Genomic DNA, 19,603 nt, shown 5'->3' on the forward strand with positions numbered 1-19,603 from the left:
ATAGACTAACATCATTTTGACTATAGTCAAAATTTAAAAGGTTCTACCCCTGTTCGATGGGTAGAACCTTTTGGTTTGATTAGATTCTGAATGTTTTGATGTCGATGGTTAAAGTTTCATCAACGTTATCTCCTGGCAATTCGAATGCCCTTGCGTTTGAGTAAGATTGGGGGTACCCGATGCAGTTCAAATGAAAATGTGTGCCCGCTTTTTGGAATTCGCCTTGAAGGTGGACATGCCCACACACCCAATGTGGAGCGGCAAGAAACGGAACCGTCGTATGATAGCATCCATTTGGTTCATAAGGAGAAATGGGTGGATGAACAGGTGGGATATGTGTCACCATGACATCAATATCCTCTTTTTCAAGTGTGTCATACCAATCTGCAGAAGATTTGTAGAGCAACCGAGCAACATCTTCCATGTTCCAAACCTCGTTCAAAAGGATATACGCTGAGTCATTCGATACATTGCGATAAAACTCCCAATCCGCCATCGTCTTCGGCAGATACCACAATGCATCTCCCGCAAACCGTTTGCCTTTGAATTCGTGCACATTCTTGATGAGCGGAACCACATTCTTCAGATGTGACGTCTTTTGGATGACCTCATCTACTCGATTGAGTGAATGATTGACGTATCTTTTCGTGTCATTTTTGGACAAAAGATATAGGTCATGATTTCCGAATGTCCAATAAACCATTTCGTAATATTTTGAAGCTTCATCGAGCAACCAGATGGTTTGGATGTTGGACTCACTAAAATCACCCGCAAGCACCAGTACCTCACCCGTGCCATTACGTAATAGTCGCTTAACAAAAGCCCTTGTTCTCTGTTCCCACTTTAATTGATTTGTGATGAATGGAACCCAATGGTTAATATGAATATCTGAAACATTGTCAATGTTCATCTATTATTCCTCCTGCCTATTTGAAATTTTAAATTTGCCAGAACTCATTTCATGCTTATAGTACGCAAACGGAAGCGGATATATAAAAAAGGAGTGTCAAATGACACTCCTAGCATTATCACAGTTCAAATATTTCAGTCGAAGTAGTTCATGAAGGTTGTTCTGCGTCACCCGCTCGACATATGTTTCCTGGATGATGAAGGTTCTTTTAAGAAATTCACAATCTCTCTGAAGAGATTCATATGTTTCCACAATCTTTTTCACATATGCCAAGGCATCCAGATGTTCATATCTCGCTTGCCCGATATCTTTCGACTTCACGAAATCGCTTACAGCCACACATTCGTCGTGTGTCAACACCACATCCATCTCTCGAATCAATGATACGATTTGGGATGGACGGATGATATGGAAAGACGATTCGTTTTCGATTTTTAAATTTTTATTTGGAATGACGATGATGCTTTTGACCATGTATTTCGATTCTCTTCCGAATTTCTCTCGAATCAATGTCTCTGTCAAAGCGGTGTGTCGATTGACCTGGTCAAAAATCGCATCTCTTTCTGAACGCTTCCAATCACTCGACTTAAATTTCTCATACCATAGACCATCTTTTGTAATCCGGATAGTTTTATCACCAGATGCTCCGATATTCTTGATTTCAAGAGAGTAAATACCGGTTTCGGTAAAGAGCAGGGCATCATTCTCGACAGTGCCCTTTTCCGCCTGAAATCGGGTTCCATAAAGAGGTAATAGCATATCTTCGAAGTCCTTAAGATATTCTCTCACAGACTCTTCTCCTTCAACCCCTGATTTAATTGCCATTCGCTCCTTCATCAGAACGTCCAAAGTCTCCTTCAAAAAATCGAGCTTTGAAGTAGCTGAACGAATGACCTCGGGAACATGTTCATTCAACCAGGTCTCCGTATTTGGATTGACTTGATAGTCGGTACAGCTAAACACATCATTCATTTTGAATGAAGCCGTATTGATGACTGAACGGAACCGCTCCAAATCTTCTTTCACCGATATCTCCGAGCGCACACCGCCACCTATGTAAGGGGTTAGCCGCTCTTTCAAGACATTCAATGCCTCTCTGTAATTCACATACGATTCTTCGTTGGTCGCTAAATGCCTTGGGATATGTGTATCTAATTCTGCCGTATTCGGTTTGATAGATGTCATATCCCGAATCTCGTCATCCAGAAATACAACGTTGTGTCGATATGCCTTTTGGATTCGACGAATCCGAAGCTCTCGATATGCAAATGGGATACCGTGGACAAATGTCGTGACTAGAAAAAGTCCGACAATGAATCCTAGCAATGTACCTTTTGGATAGTACAACACGGTCAGAAGAAAACCGCTGAAGAGCGTCATTGAAACGACGATTTTTTCTGTCAGCGTCATGTTGTCACCAAACATCAATTTCATGCCTAAGAACGTACTTTCGATATTTCTTGCAAGATAATCAATACTTTTCTCTACCATCTTATCACCTCTCCAACAATACAGTTGTCAAAACAATTCTAATGATGATTTCTAGAATTTGTCAACTTAATTTTACTCTAGATTCATTTTCGGGTGATGATAACTAGACTCTTTCATGCATAGGATGGTAGCAAAACAAACGAAATGGGGTGCTGATTGTGGCACGAAAGACGAAGGCGACTAAGGTCGAAGTTGTGAAGAAGAATCCCGGCGTATTTTCCGAGAATGAGGTTATCACCTATCGGAAGACCTTGGTGGAAGAATTGGTTCGGCAATCAAAAGGCAATATTTCGGACGACGTCATCAAAGAATTGGCGGATAGTGTGTTAAATAAGGATGAGCGAAAGACCTTATGGCTCAGAAACAAAGGGGTCTTACAGGTTGTACCTGTCTTAATCAGGGACTATTTAAAGGAGGAGAATGTCGCATGATGAACCACTCTCTATATACAAAAGACTTTGTAATGAATGAAGTAGAACGGAATCGAATGGGATATGAATTGAACATCCGTTCCGAAAGTATTTCAGGCTTGAAAAGTATCTATCAAGTCGAAAATAAAGATTACGGCTTTAGACTGACCGATTGTCTATCTACTCTTGTAGAGGTTTCAGATGTTCAGGTCGAAAATCTGTTGATTGTGGATGGAACGCCTCATCTGCGAAATGAAGTTCGGAAAGTATCTTTCAAAGGGAAGTTGGTCTATGCTTATCAACTCATCGCTCAAAGCGTCGTGAGTGAAGTCATTCTTGATGAAGAAGGATATCGTGAGTTGACAAACCACTATGGGAATATCCCTGAAAATGATGTGGACGACTATATTGCTCTCTACATGAAAAAAATGTTCACGCTTCAGACATCCGGTGATTACATTTTACATCTCCATGATGATACGCTATTTCTTATCGACACGAAAGAACTGCCTCAAGTAGATTAAAAGAATAATGAACACAAAAAAAGCGATGGAGATTCTCCACCGCCTTTTTCTTATTCCAGGAACTCAAGAACGTCTTCGGCGAACTTGACCCGCATCAAAGCTTCTTTTGTACGCAACCTTGTTACATCTAAATCATTGATTCTGACTCTATCCAAAGCGTCAGCATCCTTAAATATAAGGAACAACTTCTTGGTTCTCTCTTGGAGGTAAGTGTCTTCGATAGTTTCTAATGCCCGAAGACCTTCCTCGTCAGGTCTAGAATGATAGGTCATCAAAAAGTTCATGACCTCGATGTCTTCATCCTCCATGTGCTCCTTATATATGTCAGAATAGCCATCTGAAATCAGATAAGACATTTCCAATCCTTCTTCATTTACTTTTTCTACACTCCACGCCCCATGCTCCAAGCAAGCCTCATCATGCTTTCTGCCGATATCATGATAACAAGCACTTAACATCAAGATACCTCGCTCAATCTCGTCTAGACCGATAGCGTTCGCAAGTGAAATGCAATGAAGCAGTACCCGGCGAGCGTGTTTCACGCCATGAAGACCATTCGGATTAGTGAAATAGTCCGGCAGGATGTAATGATTGCGCATGGCTTGATATTCCGCTACAAGTCCTTCATCAGTAAGGTTCGAAATTTCTTTTTGTGCGCTGATTAATGGAATTTCTTCCTCGATGAATGCAGTGCCTGGATTTATTAAGACCTCAGATTCTGAACGCCTAGTGATGTAATCAATAACCTCTTCTACACGAACCAGTCCTTTGTATACCTTGCCGGTTTCTCCTAAACGCTTCGCAAAGAAAAATGCCGTCTTTTCGGACAATGTCCAACTCATCGCTTTATCTACTGGAGTTGACTCATCTCCCATTCCACGATATATAACAAATTTTCCGTCTTTCATCTCAGCATCTTCCAATAAACGACGTAGTGCACTTTCTCGATAGTCTTGGCTTTGCTTTGATTTGGCATCTTCAATGATGTTCATGTCGAAGACTGTACTTCCATAATCATGACGAACATATAAATCAATGAAGCATTGATAACGTTGCTCTGAAGGAATCTCTGAATATAGTTCTTCAAAAAGAAGATGTTGTCCAATCGTATCAACTACGAACAAAAGAGTAGAGTATTCTTTATTTTCCCTCAACCTCTTTGCCTCTTCGATTCGCTCAGCAGTCGTCTTGACCATATCATCCCAATAGATAAAGCTCTTCTCTAGATTCGGGAATGCTTGAAAGTATGTTCCGTCCCAATAACAATATTTCATAATCTCATGTTCTTTCAAATGATAAAAGTGGCTCAAATCTATGCCTTCTTTTCTACATAGCTTTTCAAAAATGGCGGTATCTATCTTATTTTCTTGTGCAAATTCAAGATAGGGCACCATCTCACTTTTGATTACCGGTTTTTGAGCATCCTTGAAAGTTGCATCATATCCTCTAGTGTAAATGTTGGACATTGTTGTCCACCTTCCTTTTCCTTGTTTTCCTCATCATATTCAAATGGAGTGTGTCCTCATAACGATATATCTATATGTCTCTATTGAAACCAAGGAATAAATAACGTCAAAGCCCATATCATAAGTATTATATCTAAAACTGGCGTACCCTGCGTACATATCATCTAGTTCATAAGGTCACCCACTGACTAGAACGGCAAAAGTTCATGTCTATCCCCACATAGACATTTGTATATAAGTAAATACACTTAAAAAGGAGATTGGTCTCATGAAAAAATCTATGGAACTTATCATTTCAAATCGAAAAGTCGTGCTCACATTATTGGTGGCATATGTGTTGTATTTCTTCGCAAATCCGACAGGATACGGCACACTTCAGACGTTGGTATCATTCCTCATCAATGGTTTCGTATTTTATCTTGCCGCTAGTTGGCTAATGAGAACTGCAGTCTCAGGAACCAAACTAAAAGGAAAGAAATTACGATTTGTTTTTGAAGATGCTACCACGACCAAAGAAAAAATTGTCTGATTGGAGTCGCTGACAAACAGACAGAAGAGACACATTCCCCACAATGTGTCTCTTTTTTGTGTTTCTTTAGTCGTCATGAAGCATTCCTTGAATGCCATTTTTTCGTCAGTCGTTCCTTGATTTCATGTTGTTTCATGCCGTTTGCTTCACTCACGAAACTCGCTTCAATAATTGCATCTTCATCGATGCTCATGATAAGGTCTCGTGCTTTGCTGTAAAGAAACTTGTTGACGATGGAATAAAGAACAACCTGTTCTTGACCACTATACCCGCCTCTTCCGTTCAGAACCGTGATAGAAAGATGCATATCTTGAATCAATGCCTTGGAAATCTCCTCATGTTTCCGTGAAATAATCATCAGCGACTTGTGTTGATGGAAGCCATCTTCAACAGCATCGATTACCTTCATAACCGTATAGAAAACGACGATAGATAGCATCGCTGATTCCAGGTCGAATACAAAAATGGACAAACCGAACACAAATATATTAGCGGTGAAGATGGTCGTACTGACATCCATGCGATATTTTTCTTGTAGCCATACAGCTATCATCTCTACGCCGTCAATGGCTCCTCCCAAACGAATGACTAGACCTATCCCTAAACCTAGCAAAATCCCACCATATAGAACTATCAAGATGTCGGAATCTGTAATAGCTGAATGAATCGGATAATTTGAAAGGAAGTATAGCGTCACCAGAAGCGAATATGTTGAGCGAAATAGAAACTTGCGTCCAAGAAGTCTCGAAGTGAAAAGGAGTATCGGCATATTCAATCCAAAGAAGATGACTTCGAGCGGAACGCCCATTGACTCCTCCCCCATTATCGCAAGACCTGTCACACCCCCATCCACAAGTCCGTTTGGGGCTAAAAATAGCTCGATGGCTGTCGCTACGAGAAGTGAAGCGATAGTTAGTATCCCATAATGAAATAGATTGACGAATATTTGTGTCATTTTCAATCGATTTTTCTTGTTGCTCATGTGATTCCTCCTTTTTCTTTTACCAGAGTCCGTATTATTACACAATGATGACCTTGTCATTACATTCTTGTAACATACGACTTTCTATCGTATGCAGTGAGTAGAACATTTTTATCTAATGGACAGACAGATTTAAAAAACAATAGGGAGATGATTTTGTGAAACAGAAAAAACTACAAAAGATGCTCAATTCGATATGCTTTGCCTTGCTCGGATTCTCAATGGCTTACACAGCCACACCACTACAACAGGCGGAGGGAGCCACTCTGAAACGCTATGAGACAACGCATAATCTGAACCTTCGTGAAGGTGCATCGACAAACAAGAAGCGAATCCTAACCATTCCGAGGGGAGCAAACGTCAGTTTCATTTCGAGTCACAGAGGGTGGTTCAAAGTGAAATATTCGAAACAAATTGGCTTTGTCAGTTCCAAGTATCTAAAACGTGTCGGAGCCCCATTGCAAAAGCATTCTTCGCCTAACAGCAATAAATCACCATACATCAAGAAAATGATGGATGTTGAAGTGACTGCTTACACGTTCAATCACGGAGCAAACATAACCGCATCCGGTCGAAAGTTACAGGTCGGCTATGTTGCGGCGCCACGAGACATTTCTTTCGGTTCTATTGTCGATATCCCTTCGATTGAGAAAAGACTCGGTGTTAAACAACTGACGGTCTATGATAGAGGTGGCGCAATCAAGAGACTTGGTTCAAACAAGATACGTATCGATGTCGCTTTCCCGACTTACTCTGAAGCTATTAAATTTGGAAGAAAAACCTATCGCAATGTACCGGTGTATGTGAAAAAATAATTCTTTATTGCTTGACCACTCTTAATTAGGGTGGTCTTTTGTTATTCCTTCTCTGCCATGCATATGATGAGATACTAAAGGAGATGATGACAATGACAAAAAAAATATTCTTAGCAACGACCATCATGTTATCGATGGGAATCGTGACGGGTTGTGGGCTCCAAACAGAAGTGTCGAATGATACTATTGTTCAGTCGTCCCATGATGATGAATCAAGGATGCCACCCGTCCCGACAGCTCAAGAGCTGACAGAGGTCATGAATACTTTTGATTCATATGAAGAGTATCAAGGAAAATTGCTCGAAGTTGGATTAGACGAACCTGTTCATGCATTAAAGGGGATGGCATTATCGGGTAACGGTGTGAGTGATTTCGTGGCAGATATCTACTTCTATGAGGCAAGTGATGGCTATTTTGCGCTTTACGCACAAGGCGACGCTATCGTGAAGGACTTACCGGAATCGATAGTTAAAAACATATGGACGCCTGAGGAAATGGCATCCTACCTCACATCTAAGAATCCAAATTAAAAAGAACCTTTCCCTAAGGTTCTTTTTAATTTATCGTTTAATCGTCAATTCAAGGTAATTGTGATTCAGTGACTCCAATTCCTTCACTTCATTTCGACTCGCATCTTTTGCGAGTTTAAGTTCAATCCGCATCTCATATTCCAACCCTCTGTCAATCGCTTCCTCGAAGCTCTTATCCTGATAGAAATAATAAAGGGCTTCATCTATCTCAACCTTGGCTTCTTCGATTGAAGAATAGGACTCCTTGAGATAGTTCTCATATTTATCTTCGAACAAATAGAGACAATAGTTATCCAGGAACACGTTATCTCTAACCTTATAGATTTTGTGTATGCCCCCTTCTTTATCCTTAAAAGCTCCCGCAAAGAGACGTTTATCAAAATCCATTCCAGACTTCACATCGAACTGCTCATCGTATTTGGAAAGCAGATGCGATTCAAAATCTTCTTTGTTCACTTCCAACACATGTTCCATCCAAATCACTAATCCCAACGCACAAGCTATATAGACGAATACAATTTTTCGCATGATACCCCTCCTGTATATGTTTATTATAAATACAATTTTGACTATTGTCAAAAATTTATATGTGGTTGAACACCTCTTTGTATTGATTTCCGTGCCTTGTGCTTACTATACATAAACAGGATAAAAGGAGTGATTGATTTGAATCGAAAGTTGAAACAACAAATCGTATTAGGGCTTTTCGGGTGGGCGATTTTAAACGTTCTTTTTACCTATTTAATCGGAAAGCAACACCCATTCTTTGTCGTAGCTACATTGATATTTTCAATGTCGATTGTCTTCTTCGGAAAACGAGCATGGAAGAGAATCAAACACGAACGGAAAAAGAATGAGGAAGATGACAGTTGAATAGGATGGTGATGTTTCACATGACTGGTGTGAGTCATCACCATTTTTATATTTAAAGGAGCTGAACTTGATGAAATTTTATCACGTATCACAAGACATCCATCATGATGGAGTTTTTACACCACGAATCCCAAGTCGTGATTCCCGTATGGATGGAGAAGACATTGCAAATGAACGAATTTGTGTATCGAGGACATTAGCGGGATGCTTCAGTGCCTTCCCTGGTGGCGGTTCTCGTTTGGATGAATTGAACGAGGAACAACGAGGGTATTACAAGGTATTCGAGATAGACACTGAGAAGCTTGGAATTGCAGATGAGCACATCCTATCTTCGGAGATGCTATTTGAGAGCGGAAAGGTGGAAGATGCATGTTTCACAGACGAGTGTTGGATTATGATTCCTTTCACCATCAGCAGTGATGATTGCTATATGATTTACCTTTCGGATTGGGAAGAAGAGCCGAAGGACTTAATCCCTCATGACATCATGTTGATTGCTGACAAAGAATACGACGGTGACTATAGTGAGGCGTATATGGACATTAAAGGGGACTTCCCTTGTACCGTGAACATTGTGACCAATCTATCCTACAAAAAGGGTTCATTCTCCCAAGGGGAATCCTTCGAACACAATTATCTCGATTCTTTCGAGTTGGAAATCTTGAACGAACTCTTATCAAAACAAGGCATCCAACTTGAAGAGGATGACTTCTGCTTCAAAGTATCGGGCAATGCGAACACTTCTCTTTTGATTCAAGAGCTTGCTGTTGCGCATCATGCTTCTATTTTTGAATAAATATAATACATCACTTATCTGGAGGGATTCACATGGAAAAGATTACGTTTGAGAATGGAACGGTAGATACAAAGAACAAACCTTTTTCGATTTGTTGGATGGTTTTCTCTCCGAATGACGACTGTAATTTAATCTATGGAGAAACGGAAAAGGTTAAATCATACTGGGAGAGCATCGAAGAAAGTATCGATTTTGACTGGTACCTTTTCGAAACAAAAGAAGAAATGGAAACGGGGATTGCTCAGTTGACAAAAACAACTGCTCCTATTTCGACTTGGCGTGTTTATAAAGTAGCTGACTGTAAAAATGGTTCTTGTCCGGACTGGAAGTTGGCAGTTGGCACATAAAAAAAGCAGAGGATAACCTCTGCTTTTCTTATTTCTCGACCACTTCGACCAAGAAATAATCACCTTCATCGTCTTCGACAAATTGAATCTTTGTCATCATGAAGTCTAAACCGATGAAACTGACTTCTTGCTCTTTATGCCAATGGGCGAGGGCATTTACATCTTGAATCATCGAGTGAACATCAATTGCTCTCTCGGACTGATTTAAGCAAAACAATACCGGAACGAACACTGATTCCGGCTCGTCGATACCATGTTCATTCGAAAGCTCATCGCAATAATCCTCATTGATATAGCCGTCACGTGCAAACGATAGCGAGACCGTCTTTTGCTTTGACCAGTGAGATGAACCATGCCACTCGTGTAACGTTTCTCCCGCCTTTAGAAATGGCTTTGGGAAAAGCATACCACGGTATAATGTGCCGGAAAACGGTGTCTCGTGTTGTTTTAAATACCGCTTGAACCCATTATTCAACACTCGTGCTCCCAAAAAATCCTCGAATTGTTGGACTAATTGCATCTCCATATTAATTACACCCCGCCATGAACCGCTCTCCGATTCGATAGTCGGTCGTTTCGAGTTCCAAAATAATTCGATGGAATCGATTTCGCCAGTGCTTAGGGATACTATGATTCCCTTTCCAATCGTTACGGATTGTCAATGCAAGCACTACAACATCCTCTTCCCCTTCATACGGAAATCCGAATGACAGTTGATACAAATGAAGCATCCGCTCATAAAGTTCTCTGATTTGTGTGTCCATTTCATTCTCTCCCTTATCAAGTAAAATGTCATCATTGACAGCCTGCGTCACTACTTGTATTTATGGTATGCAGTCATCAATTGAAAAATAAAAAGGGGCATCAGCCCCTTTGATTACTCTTTCGATTCTTTTGCTTGTGGAATTGAAATCATTGGAGTACTACCACCTGTTACTTGTGGGAGGTTACCATTCCACTTCTCAAGCGCCTTGTAGTTGACTACATTCTCTGTCAATGACTTTTCAAGGAGTGCGTTTGCTTTTGCATCTGCTTGTGCCTTGATAAGGACAGATTCCGCTTCTCCTCGTGCTTGTTCAATTTTCTTCTCGGCTTCAGCTTTTGCCTGTTTCTTCTCAATCTCTAACTGTTCAAGTTTTTGTTGAGCATCGACAACTGCTTGAATTGCCGCCATTGTATTCTTGTCCGGCTGTGGAGCACCAAGTGTGAGTGAGTCAACTGTGAACCCGTGGTCTTTTACGAGGTTGACGAACTCTTCTTGAATTTTCGAACCGATTTCACCCTGACGTTGGAACACTTCTAGAACTGAATACTGTGAGAACACTGTGAGTGTTGCCTTTTTCACACGGGACTGCAACCATCCTTGTTGAATCACGTCTGAGCCTTGTCCTTTGAACTTGTCATAGATATAAGGGAGTTTTTCGACTTCATTCTTGTAGTCGTACTGCAATTCAATCGCAAGTGGTTTCCCGTCTTTTGTCTGTACGTTGAATGGACTTACAGTTACCGTTTCAGTAGATACTGGGTAAGGTGTGATGCGCTCCCATGGCTTCACGAAACGCCAACCCTGTGGAAGTGTATCCTCTTGTACCCCTGTATTTCGACTATAGACGACCCCTGCGTGCCCCTGTGGAATGACTTCAATCACCAAGAAACCTGTGATGACAACAATGAGTGAGAATACAGCTCCCCCGATTAATCCGAAAAATCCTTTTGACATAAAACATCATCCTCTCAATAGTTAAATGTTATATTTGGGCGTCACCTGACGGCTTGCCGGTTCTTCTTTTCGTTCATTCAACTCACGATTTAGTTCAATGACCAATTCGTGAGCCTGGTCTAACCAATGTTGCAAGTGAATATCCGAGCGTGATAGCCGACTTTCCTCATTAAGGATTTGTTGCTGAATTTGCTCTAATTTCAATCTTGCTTCTGTTGCTTTCAAAGAATGGAAGTCACGATGTAGAGTGATTGCTGTCGATTTGACCGATAGCACTGATTCCACTTGTTCTTCCTGTAATTCAACCCACTGATATAGAAGGGTTCCAATAGAGGTCAAGATGACCCCTATCACTATCCCGATTAGCATTTTCTTTGCGAAAGTCATTTATCAGTACTTCGGAGTATGATTCCGTTCGGCTTGGGCGATTTCTAAGATTTTGTCTTTCAACTGCCCTTCCATCGCAATCAACTCTAGTTCCGCCTCATGACGTTTCTGTTTACCTTCGGTTTGAATTCGGAGAGTCTCATCTAGTGTTTCGATTAGGTTCTGTTGAGCAACACGCAATGATTCCACTGACACCACGCCTTTCTCATTCTCTTTTGCGACTTCAATCGAAGACGTCTTCAACATGACCGAATTGGCTTCAAGAAGTTGATTTGTCGTCTTCGTGACATCTTGCTGTGCTTTCAGAGCGTTTGACTGTCGGTTCAGACTGATTGCCAATACAACTTGGTTCTTCCAAAGTGGAATCGTGTTCACGACAGCCGACTCGATTTTTTCAGCGAGAATTTGGTTGTTCTGTTGAATCACCCGAATCTGTGGAGCCATTTGCAGACTGATTGTCCGTGACAGTTTAAGGTCATGTAACCGCTTCTCGAAACGGTCACGTAGGTTCATACTGTCCTGTAGCTTCATGGATAGCGCTTGGTCGTCCGTCTGTTCGACCTTCAAGCGCAACGGTTCGATAACTTCCGTATCGTATTCCTTGATTTTCAATTCTCCCGCCGCAATATAGAGATTCAATGTCTCAAAATACTCATGATTTTTCTGATACATCTGGTCAAGCTTCGTAATGTCACGATATAAGCCGAACTTCGCAACATCCAAGCTCTTCACGACATCGTCCATGTATTTCCCCATGGTTTCCCACTGCATCATTTCTTTCTTTGCCCGCTTGTAGAAATGCCCTAAAAGTGGCAACTTCGCCAGAATGCTATCTTTTTGTTCGAGTGTTTTTAAATCCATATTTCGGACGTTTGTCATCAGTTCCCCTAAGATGACACCGGCTTCACCGGCATCCTTCATCTTGACTTCCGCAAGAACACTATCTGAAAATTTAGACAATTCACGTTGCGTTTGTGTCCCGAAAAGCATGACATTCTCTGATTTCTGAATATCAATCGATTTTGCAATCTGAGTGATTTGAGCATGCTTTTCTGGAGAGATGCCCTCTAAGGCGTAAGGCGACTTCATTTGCTCGGATTGCGCCATTGTTTGCTGTTGGCTTTGAGCAAATAGGTGTGACAAGTCATGGTTTTGCATATTGTCGGTGACATTTGGCTCCATCACGGGTGTACTTTGACCATTGTTCAGCTCATGTTGAGGTGATGTTTGAGGTTGATTCATCTAAAAAGTTTCCCCTTTCAACAGGTTGTTTTGTTCTTGACACTATGAGCATATCATTATTTACACTATAGTCAAAATTTATTCGGTTCTACCTTTTAACTTTTTTAATTTTGACTTCCGAAAAAACAAATAAATATCTTATGACAATTAAAAAAAAGGCGCATCAGCGCCCTTCATTTAGAATTTCTATTATTCTCCCCCATTAGACAGAGTGCGTTCTTGAATCCTTTTGACTTGACGAATTCTTATAAGCTGTCGCATCACTGAGAACGTTTAATCTACGCTCTACATCAAGAATTGTTCGGTATCGATTGAAGATTGCCTCTTCCCCGCATAGCGTCTCGCTTCTCTCTTTAGTAATAAAATCTCTAAACAGCGGATTCTCTAGAGCAAACGAACGAATATCTTCTTTCAATTTGTTTTCTCTATTCTTCATCTCTTGATATAAGACATTGTTTTTTTCAAAATCCATTCGATAATCTTCCGTCATCAACATGATTTCAATAGAATCATCTGTATCGAGTACCGGTTTCCCAAAATTGAAGACCTCTTCAACCTCCACAGTCTCTCTCTGGAGCAAACAACTACGTTCATATAGCGAGAGAAGTTGATGATGTTGTTCATTCCCCCACTCAAATGAGACCGATAAATCCAATCGCAAACTGAATAGCTCTGACAAGGCAAGCACGTCCTCTCCCGTTGATTTATTATTGACTATAGTATATAATAAAGTGAGAATATAGTCAATTTAATTTTACAAATCATCCGTATATAAAAGAAGGGGATAGAAGAATATTATGATTACCGATAAGACAATTAGACATGCGATGAATGATTCTTTTAATGATGATGGAATGTTTTATATAGAAGAACTCGCAATTCCGAAACGTGTCTGTTTGGCAGACATCGTCATGACCAGTAAACGTGACACTTCAGGTCTCCACGGTTATGAAATCAAAAGTGAAGTGGATAGTTTGAAGCGGCTACCTCTACAAATTGAATATTATTCCAGAGTCTTTGAACGATGCACACTCATCGTCGCAGAGAATCATGAGGAAAAAGCGAGGGACATGATTCCCGATTGGTGGGGTATCATCGTGGTTGTGAGAGAGGGTTTCGATAGTTACGGGGAGCCAACCGACTCTTTTACCTTGCTCGATGTTCGTGAGGCAAGTCTTAACCCAAATCCAAGGCAAAAATATGCCCTCCTGCAACTGCTGTGGCGAAATGAACTCCTTGAGCTGATTTCGTCCTACGAGCTAGACATTGACCGGTCACTGAAGAAAAGGGGACTAAGGGAACAGGTTGCGAAAGAGTTATCATCAGAACAGTTAGAGCAACAGGTGAAGCAGTTTCTACTCAAGAGAGACAGTTGGAAAGTGCCTGGAGTTGCAAACCCCTATTATGAGAAACGAAAAAGAGAGCGTGCGGAACGAGCGAGAAAACGTCGTGAGCGTAAAAAGAAACTAATGACATAGAATAGTTGAAACGAAATGAAGGAGTGTTACTATGGCACACATTGAATCAAAGTTAAAATTCACTTGGAGTGAATTGAAAGATATCCTGTTGTCTGAGTCACCAACCGAAACAATTCGAGCACTTCAGAAAAACGGACAGTTGGACTCCATCCTTCCGGAGATTTCTGCCTTATACGGTGTCGAGCAACCAATCGCTCACCACCCTGAAGGAGACGCATTCGAACATACGATGCAGGTGGTGGATGCAATGCGGAAAGTCACGGATGAACCGGCTTATTTGATGGCGGCACTTTGTCATGATGTCGGAAAGGCTGTTACGCCAATGGCGTTACGACCGAAACATCATGAGCATGAGAAGAATGGTGTCCCGATAGTGACTGCCCTCTGCAAGCGACTAGAAGTGCCCGCTGATGTGATGGAAGCCACATGTGTCGGCACAGAGAATCATGGCAAGTTCCATCGTGTGTTCGAGATGAGAGCGGTTCGTCTCGTCGATTTCTTCAACTATCACGAGGGGACAACGTTAGGGGTCGAAGGTATCGCCTATCTTGCTCTTTGCGACCATCAAGGTCGAAACAACCCTGATGGTATTCATGAGTGTTATGATGCTTGGTTCGAGATGTGGCAATTCATTCAAGATAACCCACCTTTAGACCATGAAAGACCGGAGGATACACGTAAACGGCACGCCAACGGGATTCACGAGATTCGAAAGAAATACATGAATGTAAATTGACGCCTCGGCGTCTTTTTTTATTTTCATCTTAGCTGTTCATCTCACAATAAAAAAGACCCCTTTCGAGGTCTTTTTTTACTCACGAGAACCCATTCAGCAAAATCCAAACGATAAAAAATGTAGCGAAAATGGTTGGTATTAATGATAGGACTGCCATCCATTTGTTCTTCGTCAATATCCCTGTGATAAGGAAAAATAGTCCAAAGATGAATAGTCCTCCGATACTCGCTATTGTCAATCCACTTCACGCCTTTATTCTTTTTGAAATCAGGATGTCTTTCATTTGCGACGGCACCGTCTTGCCCAATCGTTCTCTGTGCCAGTCACTCTACCTGCAGATACGTCTTGAATCCATACATGTCTCGGATAATAACGCACCCAATCGATGACATCATAAGAATTGGTCTCTTTTCTGTGTCCGCCACCATCCTGAACATAATATTCTTTGATGTCTAGCACATGGACACGATTCCGTCTCCGAACGATTCGGTTTGCAATCTTTCTTCCTGTCTGAGATTTCGCCTTGTAGATTGGTGTCTTCTTATAACTTCGACTCATCGAGAATCCCCCCTGCCATCTTAACGATGGAGGGACGTTGTTTTTGCCCATCGAGGACACGCCCCCTAACGGAAGTCCATGATTGTTTTCACGCTCTCACCTTCTTCTTTTTCTGATGTATCTCACTCTACTCGCTGACGACAGTATCTATTCCACATAAAAAGAGAGGCATTGCCTCTCCATTCTCAAATATGATAAAGGGTGGGACGCTTTTGCAGAAGCGTCGCCTTCGCCTTTTCTAAATCTTCATCCGTATGCTTGACCTGTTTCATATTAATCATCACATATGCTTCCACAATCTCATCCAACGTCTCGAACTCCGTTGTCATGACCGTCACAAGGGTCTGGCGAAGCGCATCGTTGAATATCGAACGCATCTGGGAATAATACAACTCTTGACCTTTGTACTGGACTTTGAATTCATCATTTAAGAACGAGTAGATGGCATGCAAACGTTGCTTCCCGTCCCACAATATCAATCCATATCCTTCACCTAAGGTCAAGTCCATGATGTTATCATTTTCATAGAAAACACCAACCGGAATCCCTTTTAGAATCGAATCGATAAAATTCACTTTCATATCTGTTGTCCACACAAGATTTCGTTGGAAACTTGGAGAAGCGTTCATCGATAATTCCGGTGAGAACAGCTTCCTGAATGGGTTGAACGAGATATCGACAAGGTGATTCAATTCGACTTTTCGGCTCTTGGCAGGGAACTTGTCAGAACGTCCGCTCACGACTTGTTCCACATTTTTCTTGTCCTTGATGATGTTCTCGAACTTGGAATTGATGGACTCGATTTCTTGATGTTTTTGTTTCACGATGGACTGTACCCAACGCCCATAGTTCGCCATATAGTCCTCATCTTCCTTCAGTAGATTGCTCAATGTAGTCCCGGAACCGTAGTGTGTGTTTTCATAGAAGCTTTCTTTAAAGACGAATTCTCCTTCCAAAGCAGGATGTTCGATATGGATAAGACAAAGTCTGTACTCTTCCATACCCAAACGGGACTCTTCGACGATATGCATCAGCTTGTCGATTGAAAACTTTCCAACGTCCACCCTTACGGTGACCTTTCCATTCACTTTAGCTAGAGCTCGAAGTTCTTTGATGATACGCTTTACCTCTTGCTTGTTGTTTCCCGTAGCTACAATCGGCTCAGCCTCGACCAGTTTGACCATATAACGTTCAAACAAATGTTGTGTTCTCATATCGAAAACTCCTTTTCTATTGTTTTATGACATATCATACTCAAAAAATGTCACAAATATAAAAAAACACCCTGTTGCAAGGGTGTCCGTCCTATAATTTAACGAGTATTGTTGTTGAATAGTATGGGAGTTGAAAATCTCCCTCTACCCATCCCATTCCAGAGAGGTCAATGTCTCCTTCGGTTGCGACGAGAATCCACTCTCCTGGGGGTAATCCGGTTGTGATGTTGAAATCATTAAAATTGTGAATCACCAGGATGTCCGTGTAATCCCCTTCGCTCTCTCCTTTAAGGGAGAGTCCGATTAGTTTATGTTGGTTTAAAAAGATAGAGGTTCTACGACGAATCGAATTGGCGTCTGCCATCCGGAATCCCGTCTGGTCTTTCCGTAATCGAATCAAGTCACGACAGAACGAGTACATGTCATCATTCTCTACTTTTTTCTTCCATGATATGCGATTGACGGCATCCCCCGCATTGTAGGAATTGTGGGCACCCTTCTTAGAATGGAGAAACTCGGTTCCTTGTGAGAGGAACGGTATCCCCTGCGAGGTGAGTAATACACTCAGTGCGAATTTATTCAGTCTGACCCGGTCGTTATAGAAGAACTCCGGACAACTCTTTTCAATCTTGTCGAACAAACATAGATTGTCATGTGCGGAGACATAGTTGATGCTTTGGATGGGGTCTTTTGCGAAACCTGACAACCATTCATTATACTGAATACTCCCTAGCATCCCTCGAAGGACTGCCAATTGTTCGAATTCGTTACCTGCAATCAATCCTTTGACATGACCATCGTTATCCCCTTTAATCCCGTTTCTGAACTCGTCATTGAAGAGAGCGATTCGAGTGCTCCACTGCTTCCCTTTTGTGAACTGCCGCTCAAGGTGCAATGCCGAGACGCCACCAGTCCACGGTTCACCGTAGAGAAGGACGTTTGGGTCATGTTTCCGCAACTCTTGTTCGATTTGATACATCGTCTCGTCATCATATAGTGACATGAGGTCAAATCGGAAACCATCGATATGATACTCTCTTTGCCAATAAAGAAGGCTATCAATGATAAATTGACGAATGACCGGATGCTCGGTTCTCAACTCGTTTCCACAACCTGAACCATTCCCCCACTCTCCCGTATCGTATTTTCTGTATGCAAGGTTCGGGAAGAACACATGCAATGGATGTTCCCGCTCGTGTGAGGTGTGATTGTACACGACATCCATCACAACAGCGATACCATTGTCATGAAGTGCCTGAACCATCTGTTTCATTTCTCTTACACGAATCGCCCCATCCTCCGGATTGCTCGAATAAGAGCCTTCCGGTACGTTGAATAGGAACGGGTCATATCCCCAATTGTAGGTGTTGTCGATATCTTCATCATCGACAGATGTATAATCTGCGAGCGGGAGCAAATGGAGATGGGTCACACCCAAATCAATGAGATGTGGTATTCCTTTTGCCGACATATCCGAAAATCGGTTGAACGCCCCGCAAAGGTTCGAACCATAATCATCATCTACAGTGAAATCTCTTACATGCGCTTCATATAAGACAGCGTCTTGTTGAGGAACCTTACAGTCGAAAGACGTCCAATTCAATGGATGGGTTCTCTCTAAATCAAGGATGACTCCCATTTGACTGTTCGTGTTCGTCGAAACCGCCCATGGGTCAATAGAGAAGTGATGCAACCCGTCTCGAATGACCTCTATGATGTACGTTTTCTTATGAAATTGTCCAGTCAACTCCATTGACCACACATCGACGTCGTGTTCGACACCCTGCTTGGCGAGGGGATGCGCACTTCCATCGATATGAATCCAAACCTCATCTGCCTCTTCAATCAACAAGCGCACAGTCAACCTGTCACCGTTAAATATGACCCCATTCTCTAATGATTTAACGCCCTGCGTGCGATTCAAGCGTTCGAAACGACTTAACAACATTCGAATCCTCTCCTTTTATATAATCTGTGAGATACACAACATATTTGACTTGCCATTGCTATACTATGGCGTCTGTACGAAAGCCATGCTTTGGTCAAACAAAAAAAGGCTACTCCTATGAGTAGCCTTTCAGTCATTGTTGGGATTGTCTTTGCACTTCGGCACGTAGTTTTGGTTCCGGTGCCCAATTTTCTTCCCATCCTTCGGGTTTCATGATTTTCCCGTCACTTTCCCGGATGATTGGTTTTCCATCTGCACCTAGCTTTGCCATGTTCGCCTGTTGCACGATGTCAAATAGCGGTGTCGGTTCCACCCCTAAAAGAACGAAACTTCCTTGATTGAAGTAAAGCTCATCGGTCAACGCATCAGCTTGCCCTACGAGACGCTCCTCATCAGTTTCGGGGTAAGGATTCCCAAGAGATTTTTCGACAGCGGCATCAATCCCCACTTTGAAGTCCGCAATGAGCTTGAGAAACTCGACTTCATCTTTTGAGGTCTGGTGGAGAAATTCGACAAGCTCTTCAGCTGACCAGACCGCTCGCTTGAGGGCTAATTCTGCATTCATAACGGTAGGCTTTTCACCGACCGGATGATTGAATGCCTTATGGAAGGCTTTGACTCCCTCGTAAAAATGATTGTGTTCCATT

25 protein-coding genes are annotated in these 19,603 nt (G+C 41.9%); 10 read left to right on the forward strand and 15 right to left on the reverse strand.

Annotated elements, in window-relative coordinates; genetic code table 11:
• Nucleotides 1–79 precede the first annotated feature (79 nt).
• Nucleotides 80–910, reverse strand: a complete 831-nt coding sequence (locus tag KNO61_RS11070; RefSeq protein ID WP_214687984.1) for a metallophosphoesterase family protein — start codon at nt 908–910, stop codon at nt 80–82.
• Nucleotides 911–1,006: 96 nt separating this feature from the next.
• Entirely contained in the window at nt 1,007–2,401 is a 1,395-nt protein-coding gene (locus KNO61_RS11075; protein WP_214873341.1) for a nuclease-related domain-containing protein, read from the reverse strand.
• A 158-nt stretch (nt 2,402–2,559) separates the two neighbouring features.
• Between KNO61_RS11075 and KNO61_RS11080 the strand changes: the two genes are divergently transcribed.
• Nucleotides 2,560–2,832 carry a hypothetical protein gene (locus KNO61_RS11080; protein ID WP_214873344.1) on the forward strand — a complete coding sequence of 91 codons (273 nt, stop codon included), beginning with the start codon at nt 2,560–2,562 and terminating at the stop codon, nt 2,830–2,832.
• Entirely contained in the window at nt 2,829–3,335 is a 507-nt protein-coding gene (locus KNO61_RS11085) for a hypothetical protein (protein ID WP_214873346.1), read from the forward strand. The genes KNO61_RS11080 and KNO61_RS11085 overlap by 4 nt, the downstream gene beginning before the upstream one ends.
• Before the next feature lie 50 nt (nt 3,336–3,385).
• Here the strand turns inward: KNO61_RS11085 and KNO61_RS11090 are convergent, their stop codons facing one another.
• Nucleotides 3,386–4,801 carry an HD domain-containing protein gene (locus KNO61_RS11090; RefSeq protein ID WP_214687980.1) on the reverse strand — a complete coding sequence of 472 codons (1,416 nt, stop codon included), beginning with the start codon at nt 4,799–4,801 and terminating at the stop codon, nt 3,386–3,388.
• Nucleotides 4,802–5,069: 268 nt separating this feature from the next.
• Between KNO61_RS11090 and KNO61_RS11095 the strand changes: the two genes are divergently transcribed.
• Nucleotides 5,070–5,330, forward strand: coding sequence for a hypothetical protein (locus KNO61_RS11095; RefSeq protein ID WP_214687979.1), 261 nt, complete (start codon nt 5,070–5,072; stop codon nt 5,328–5,330).
• A 73-nt stretch (nt 5,331–5,403) separates the two neighbouring features.
• On the opposite strand, the gene KNO61_RS11100 is transcribed toward KNO61_RS11095, so the two are convergent.
• Nucleotides 5,404–6,312, reverse strand: a complete 909-nt coding sequence (locus KNO61_RS11100; protein WP_214687978.1) for a YitT family protein — start codon at nt 6,310–6,312, stop codon at nt 5,404–5,406.
• A 158-nt stretch (nt 6,313–6,470) separates the two neighbouring features.
• On the opposite strand from KNO61_RS11100, the gene KNO61_RS11105 reads away from it, so the two are divergent.
• Complete coding sequence (locus KNO61_RS11105; protein ID WP_214687976.1) at nt 6,471–7,127, forward strand: SH3 domain-containing protein; 657 nt, start codon at nt 6,471–6,473, stop codon at nt 7,125–7,127.
• A gap of 92 nt (nt 7,128–7,219) precedes the next feature.
• Nucleotides 7,220–7,657 (forward strand): hypothetical protein, encoded by a 438-nt coding sequence (locus tag KNO61_RS11110; RefSeq protein ID WP_214687973.1) that lies wholly within the window; start codon nt 7,220–7,222, stop codon nt 7,655–7,657.
• Between the two features lie 30 nt (nt 7,658–7,687).
• Here KNO61_RS11110 and KNO61_RS11115 read toward each other — a convergent pair whose 3' ends face one another.
• A complete protein-coding gene (locus tag KNO61_RS11115) occupies nt 7,688–8,185 on the reverse strand; it encodes a hypothetical protein (RefSeq protein WP_214687971.1) in 498 nt (165 codons plus the stop codon).
• Between the two features lie 138 nt (nt 8,186–8,323).
• On the opposite strand from KNO61_RS11115, the gene KNO61_RS11120 reads away from it, so the two are divergent.
• The 3 genes from KNO61_RS11120 to KNO61_RS11130 all read left to right on the forward strand — a co-directional run bounded on the left by KNO61_RS11120 (nt 8,324) and on the right by KNO61_RS11130 (nt 9,673).
• On the forward strand, nt 8,324–8,530 hold the full coding sequence (locus tag KNO61_RS11120; protein WP_214687969.1) for a hypothetical protein: 207 nt from the start codon (nt 8,324–8,326) through the stop codon (nt 8,528–8,530).
• 70 nt (nt 8,531–8,600) lie between these two features.
• The gene (locus tag KNO61_RS11125) at nt 8,601–9,326 is read left to right on the forward strand and encodes a hypothetical protein (RefSeq protein ID WP_214687967.1); all 726 of its coding nucleotides are present in this window, start codon (nt 8,601–8,603) and stop codon (nt 9,324–9,326) included.
• A 32-nt stretch (nt 9,327–9,358) separates the two neighbouring features.
• Entirely contained in the window at nt 9,359–9,673 is a 315-nt protein-coding gene (locus KNO61_RS11130; RefSeq protein ID WP_214687965.1) for a hypothetical protein, read from the forward strand.
• Nucleotides 9,674–9,701: 28 nt separating this feature from the next.
• Here the strand turns inward: KNO61_RS11130 and KNO61_RS11135 are convergent, their stop codons facing one another.
• The 6 genes from KNO61_RS11135 to KNO61_RS11160 form a co-directional block, all read right to left on the reverse strand.
• Entirely contained in the window at nt 9,702–10,199 is a 498-nt protein-coding gene (locus KNO61_RS11135; protein WP_214687963.1) for a hypothetical protein, read from the reverse strand.
• A gap of 1 nt (nt 10,200) precedes the next feature.
• Entirely contained in the window at nt 10,201–10,437 is a 237-nt protein-coding gene (locus tag KNO61_RS11140; RefSeq protein WP_214687962.1) for a hypothetical protein, read from the reverse strand.
• 113 nt (nt 10,438–10,550) lie between these two features.
• A complete protein-coding gene (locus KNO61_RS11145; protein ID WP_214687961.1) occupies nt 10,551–11,393 on the reverse strand; it encodes a prohibitin family protein in 843 nt (280 codons plus the stop codon).
• Between the two features lie 21 nt (nt 11,394–11,414).
• Nucleotides 11,415–11,678: a hypothetical protein gene (locus KNO61_RS11150; protein WP_214687960.1), complete on the reverse strand. Its 264-nt coding sequence runs from the start codon at nt 11,676–11,678 to the stop codon at nt 11,415–11,417.
• Between the two features lie 105 nt (nt 11,679–11,783).
• Nucleotides 11,784–13,022, reverse strand: a complete 1,239-nt coding sequence (locus tag KNO61_RS11155) for a toxic anion resistance protein (protein ID WP_251030829.1) — start codon at nt 13,020–13,022, stop codon at nt 11,784–11,786.
• Between the two features lie 202 nt (nt 13,023–13,224).
• Complete coding sequence (locus KNO61_RS11160; RefSeq protein ID WP_214687959.1) at nt 13,225–13,701, reverse strand: hypothetical protein; 477 nt, start codon at nt 13,699–13,701, stop codon at nt 13,225–13,227.
• Between the two features lie 118 nt (nt 13,702–13,819).
• Here KNO61_RS11160 and KNO61_RS11165 point away from each other — a divergent pair, with 118 nt between their 5' ends.
• Nucleotides 13,820–14,500, forward strand: coding sequence for a sce7726 family protein (locus KNO61_RS11165; protein ID WP_214873349.1), 681 nt, complete (start codon nt 13,820–13,822; stop codon nt 14,498–14,500).
• 31 nt (nt 14,501–14,531) lie between these two features.
• A complete protein-coding gene (locus KNO61_RS11170; RefSeq protein WP_214688662.1) occupies nt 14,532–15,236 on the forward strand; it encodes an HD domain-containing protein in 705 nt (234 codons plus the stop codon).
• A gap of 279 nt (nt 15,237–15,515) precedes the next feature.
• Here KNO61_RS11170 and KNO61_RS11175 read toward each other — a convergent pair whose 3' ends face one another.
• From KNO61_RS11175 to KNO61_RS11190, 4 genes are all read right to left on the reverse strand, one after another.
• Complete coding sequence (locus tag KNO61_RS11175; RefSeq protein WP_214688660.1) at nt 15,516–15,794, reverse strand: hypothetical protein; 279 nt, start codon at nt 15,792–15,794, stop codon at nt 15,516–15,518.
• A 185-nt stretch (nt 15,795–15,979) separates the two neighbouring features.
• Complete coding sequence (locus KNO61_RS11180) at nt 15,980–17,008, reverse strand: DUF262 domain-containing protein (protein WP_214688658.1); 1,029 nt, start codon at nt 17,006–17,008, stop codon at nt 15,980–15,982.
• 91 nt (nt 17,009–17,099) lie between these two features.
• The gene (gene pulA, locus KNO61_RS11185; protein WP_214873351.1) at nt 17,100–18,956 is read right to left on the reverse strand and encodes a type I pullulanase; all 1,857 of its coding nucleotides are present in this window, start codon (nt 18,954–18,956) and stop codon (nt 17,100–17,102) included.
• Nucleotides 18,957–19,089: 133 nt separating this feature from the next.
• Entirely contained in the window at nt 19,090–19,602 is a 513-nt protein-coding gene (locus KNO61_RS11190) for a pyrophosphohydrolase domain-containing protein (protein ID WP_214688656.1), read from the reverse strand.
• Nucleotide 19,603: the final 1 nt, after the last annotated feature.

This window comes from Exiguobacterium sp. s140 (assembly GCF_018617035.1).
Lineage (GTDB): Bacteria > Bacillota > Bacilli > Exiguobacteriales > Exiguobacteriaceae > Exiguobacterium > Exiguobacterium profundum.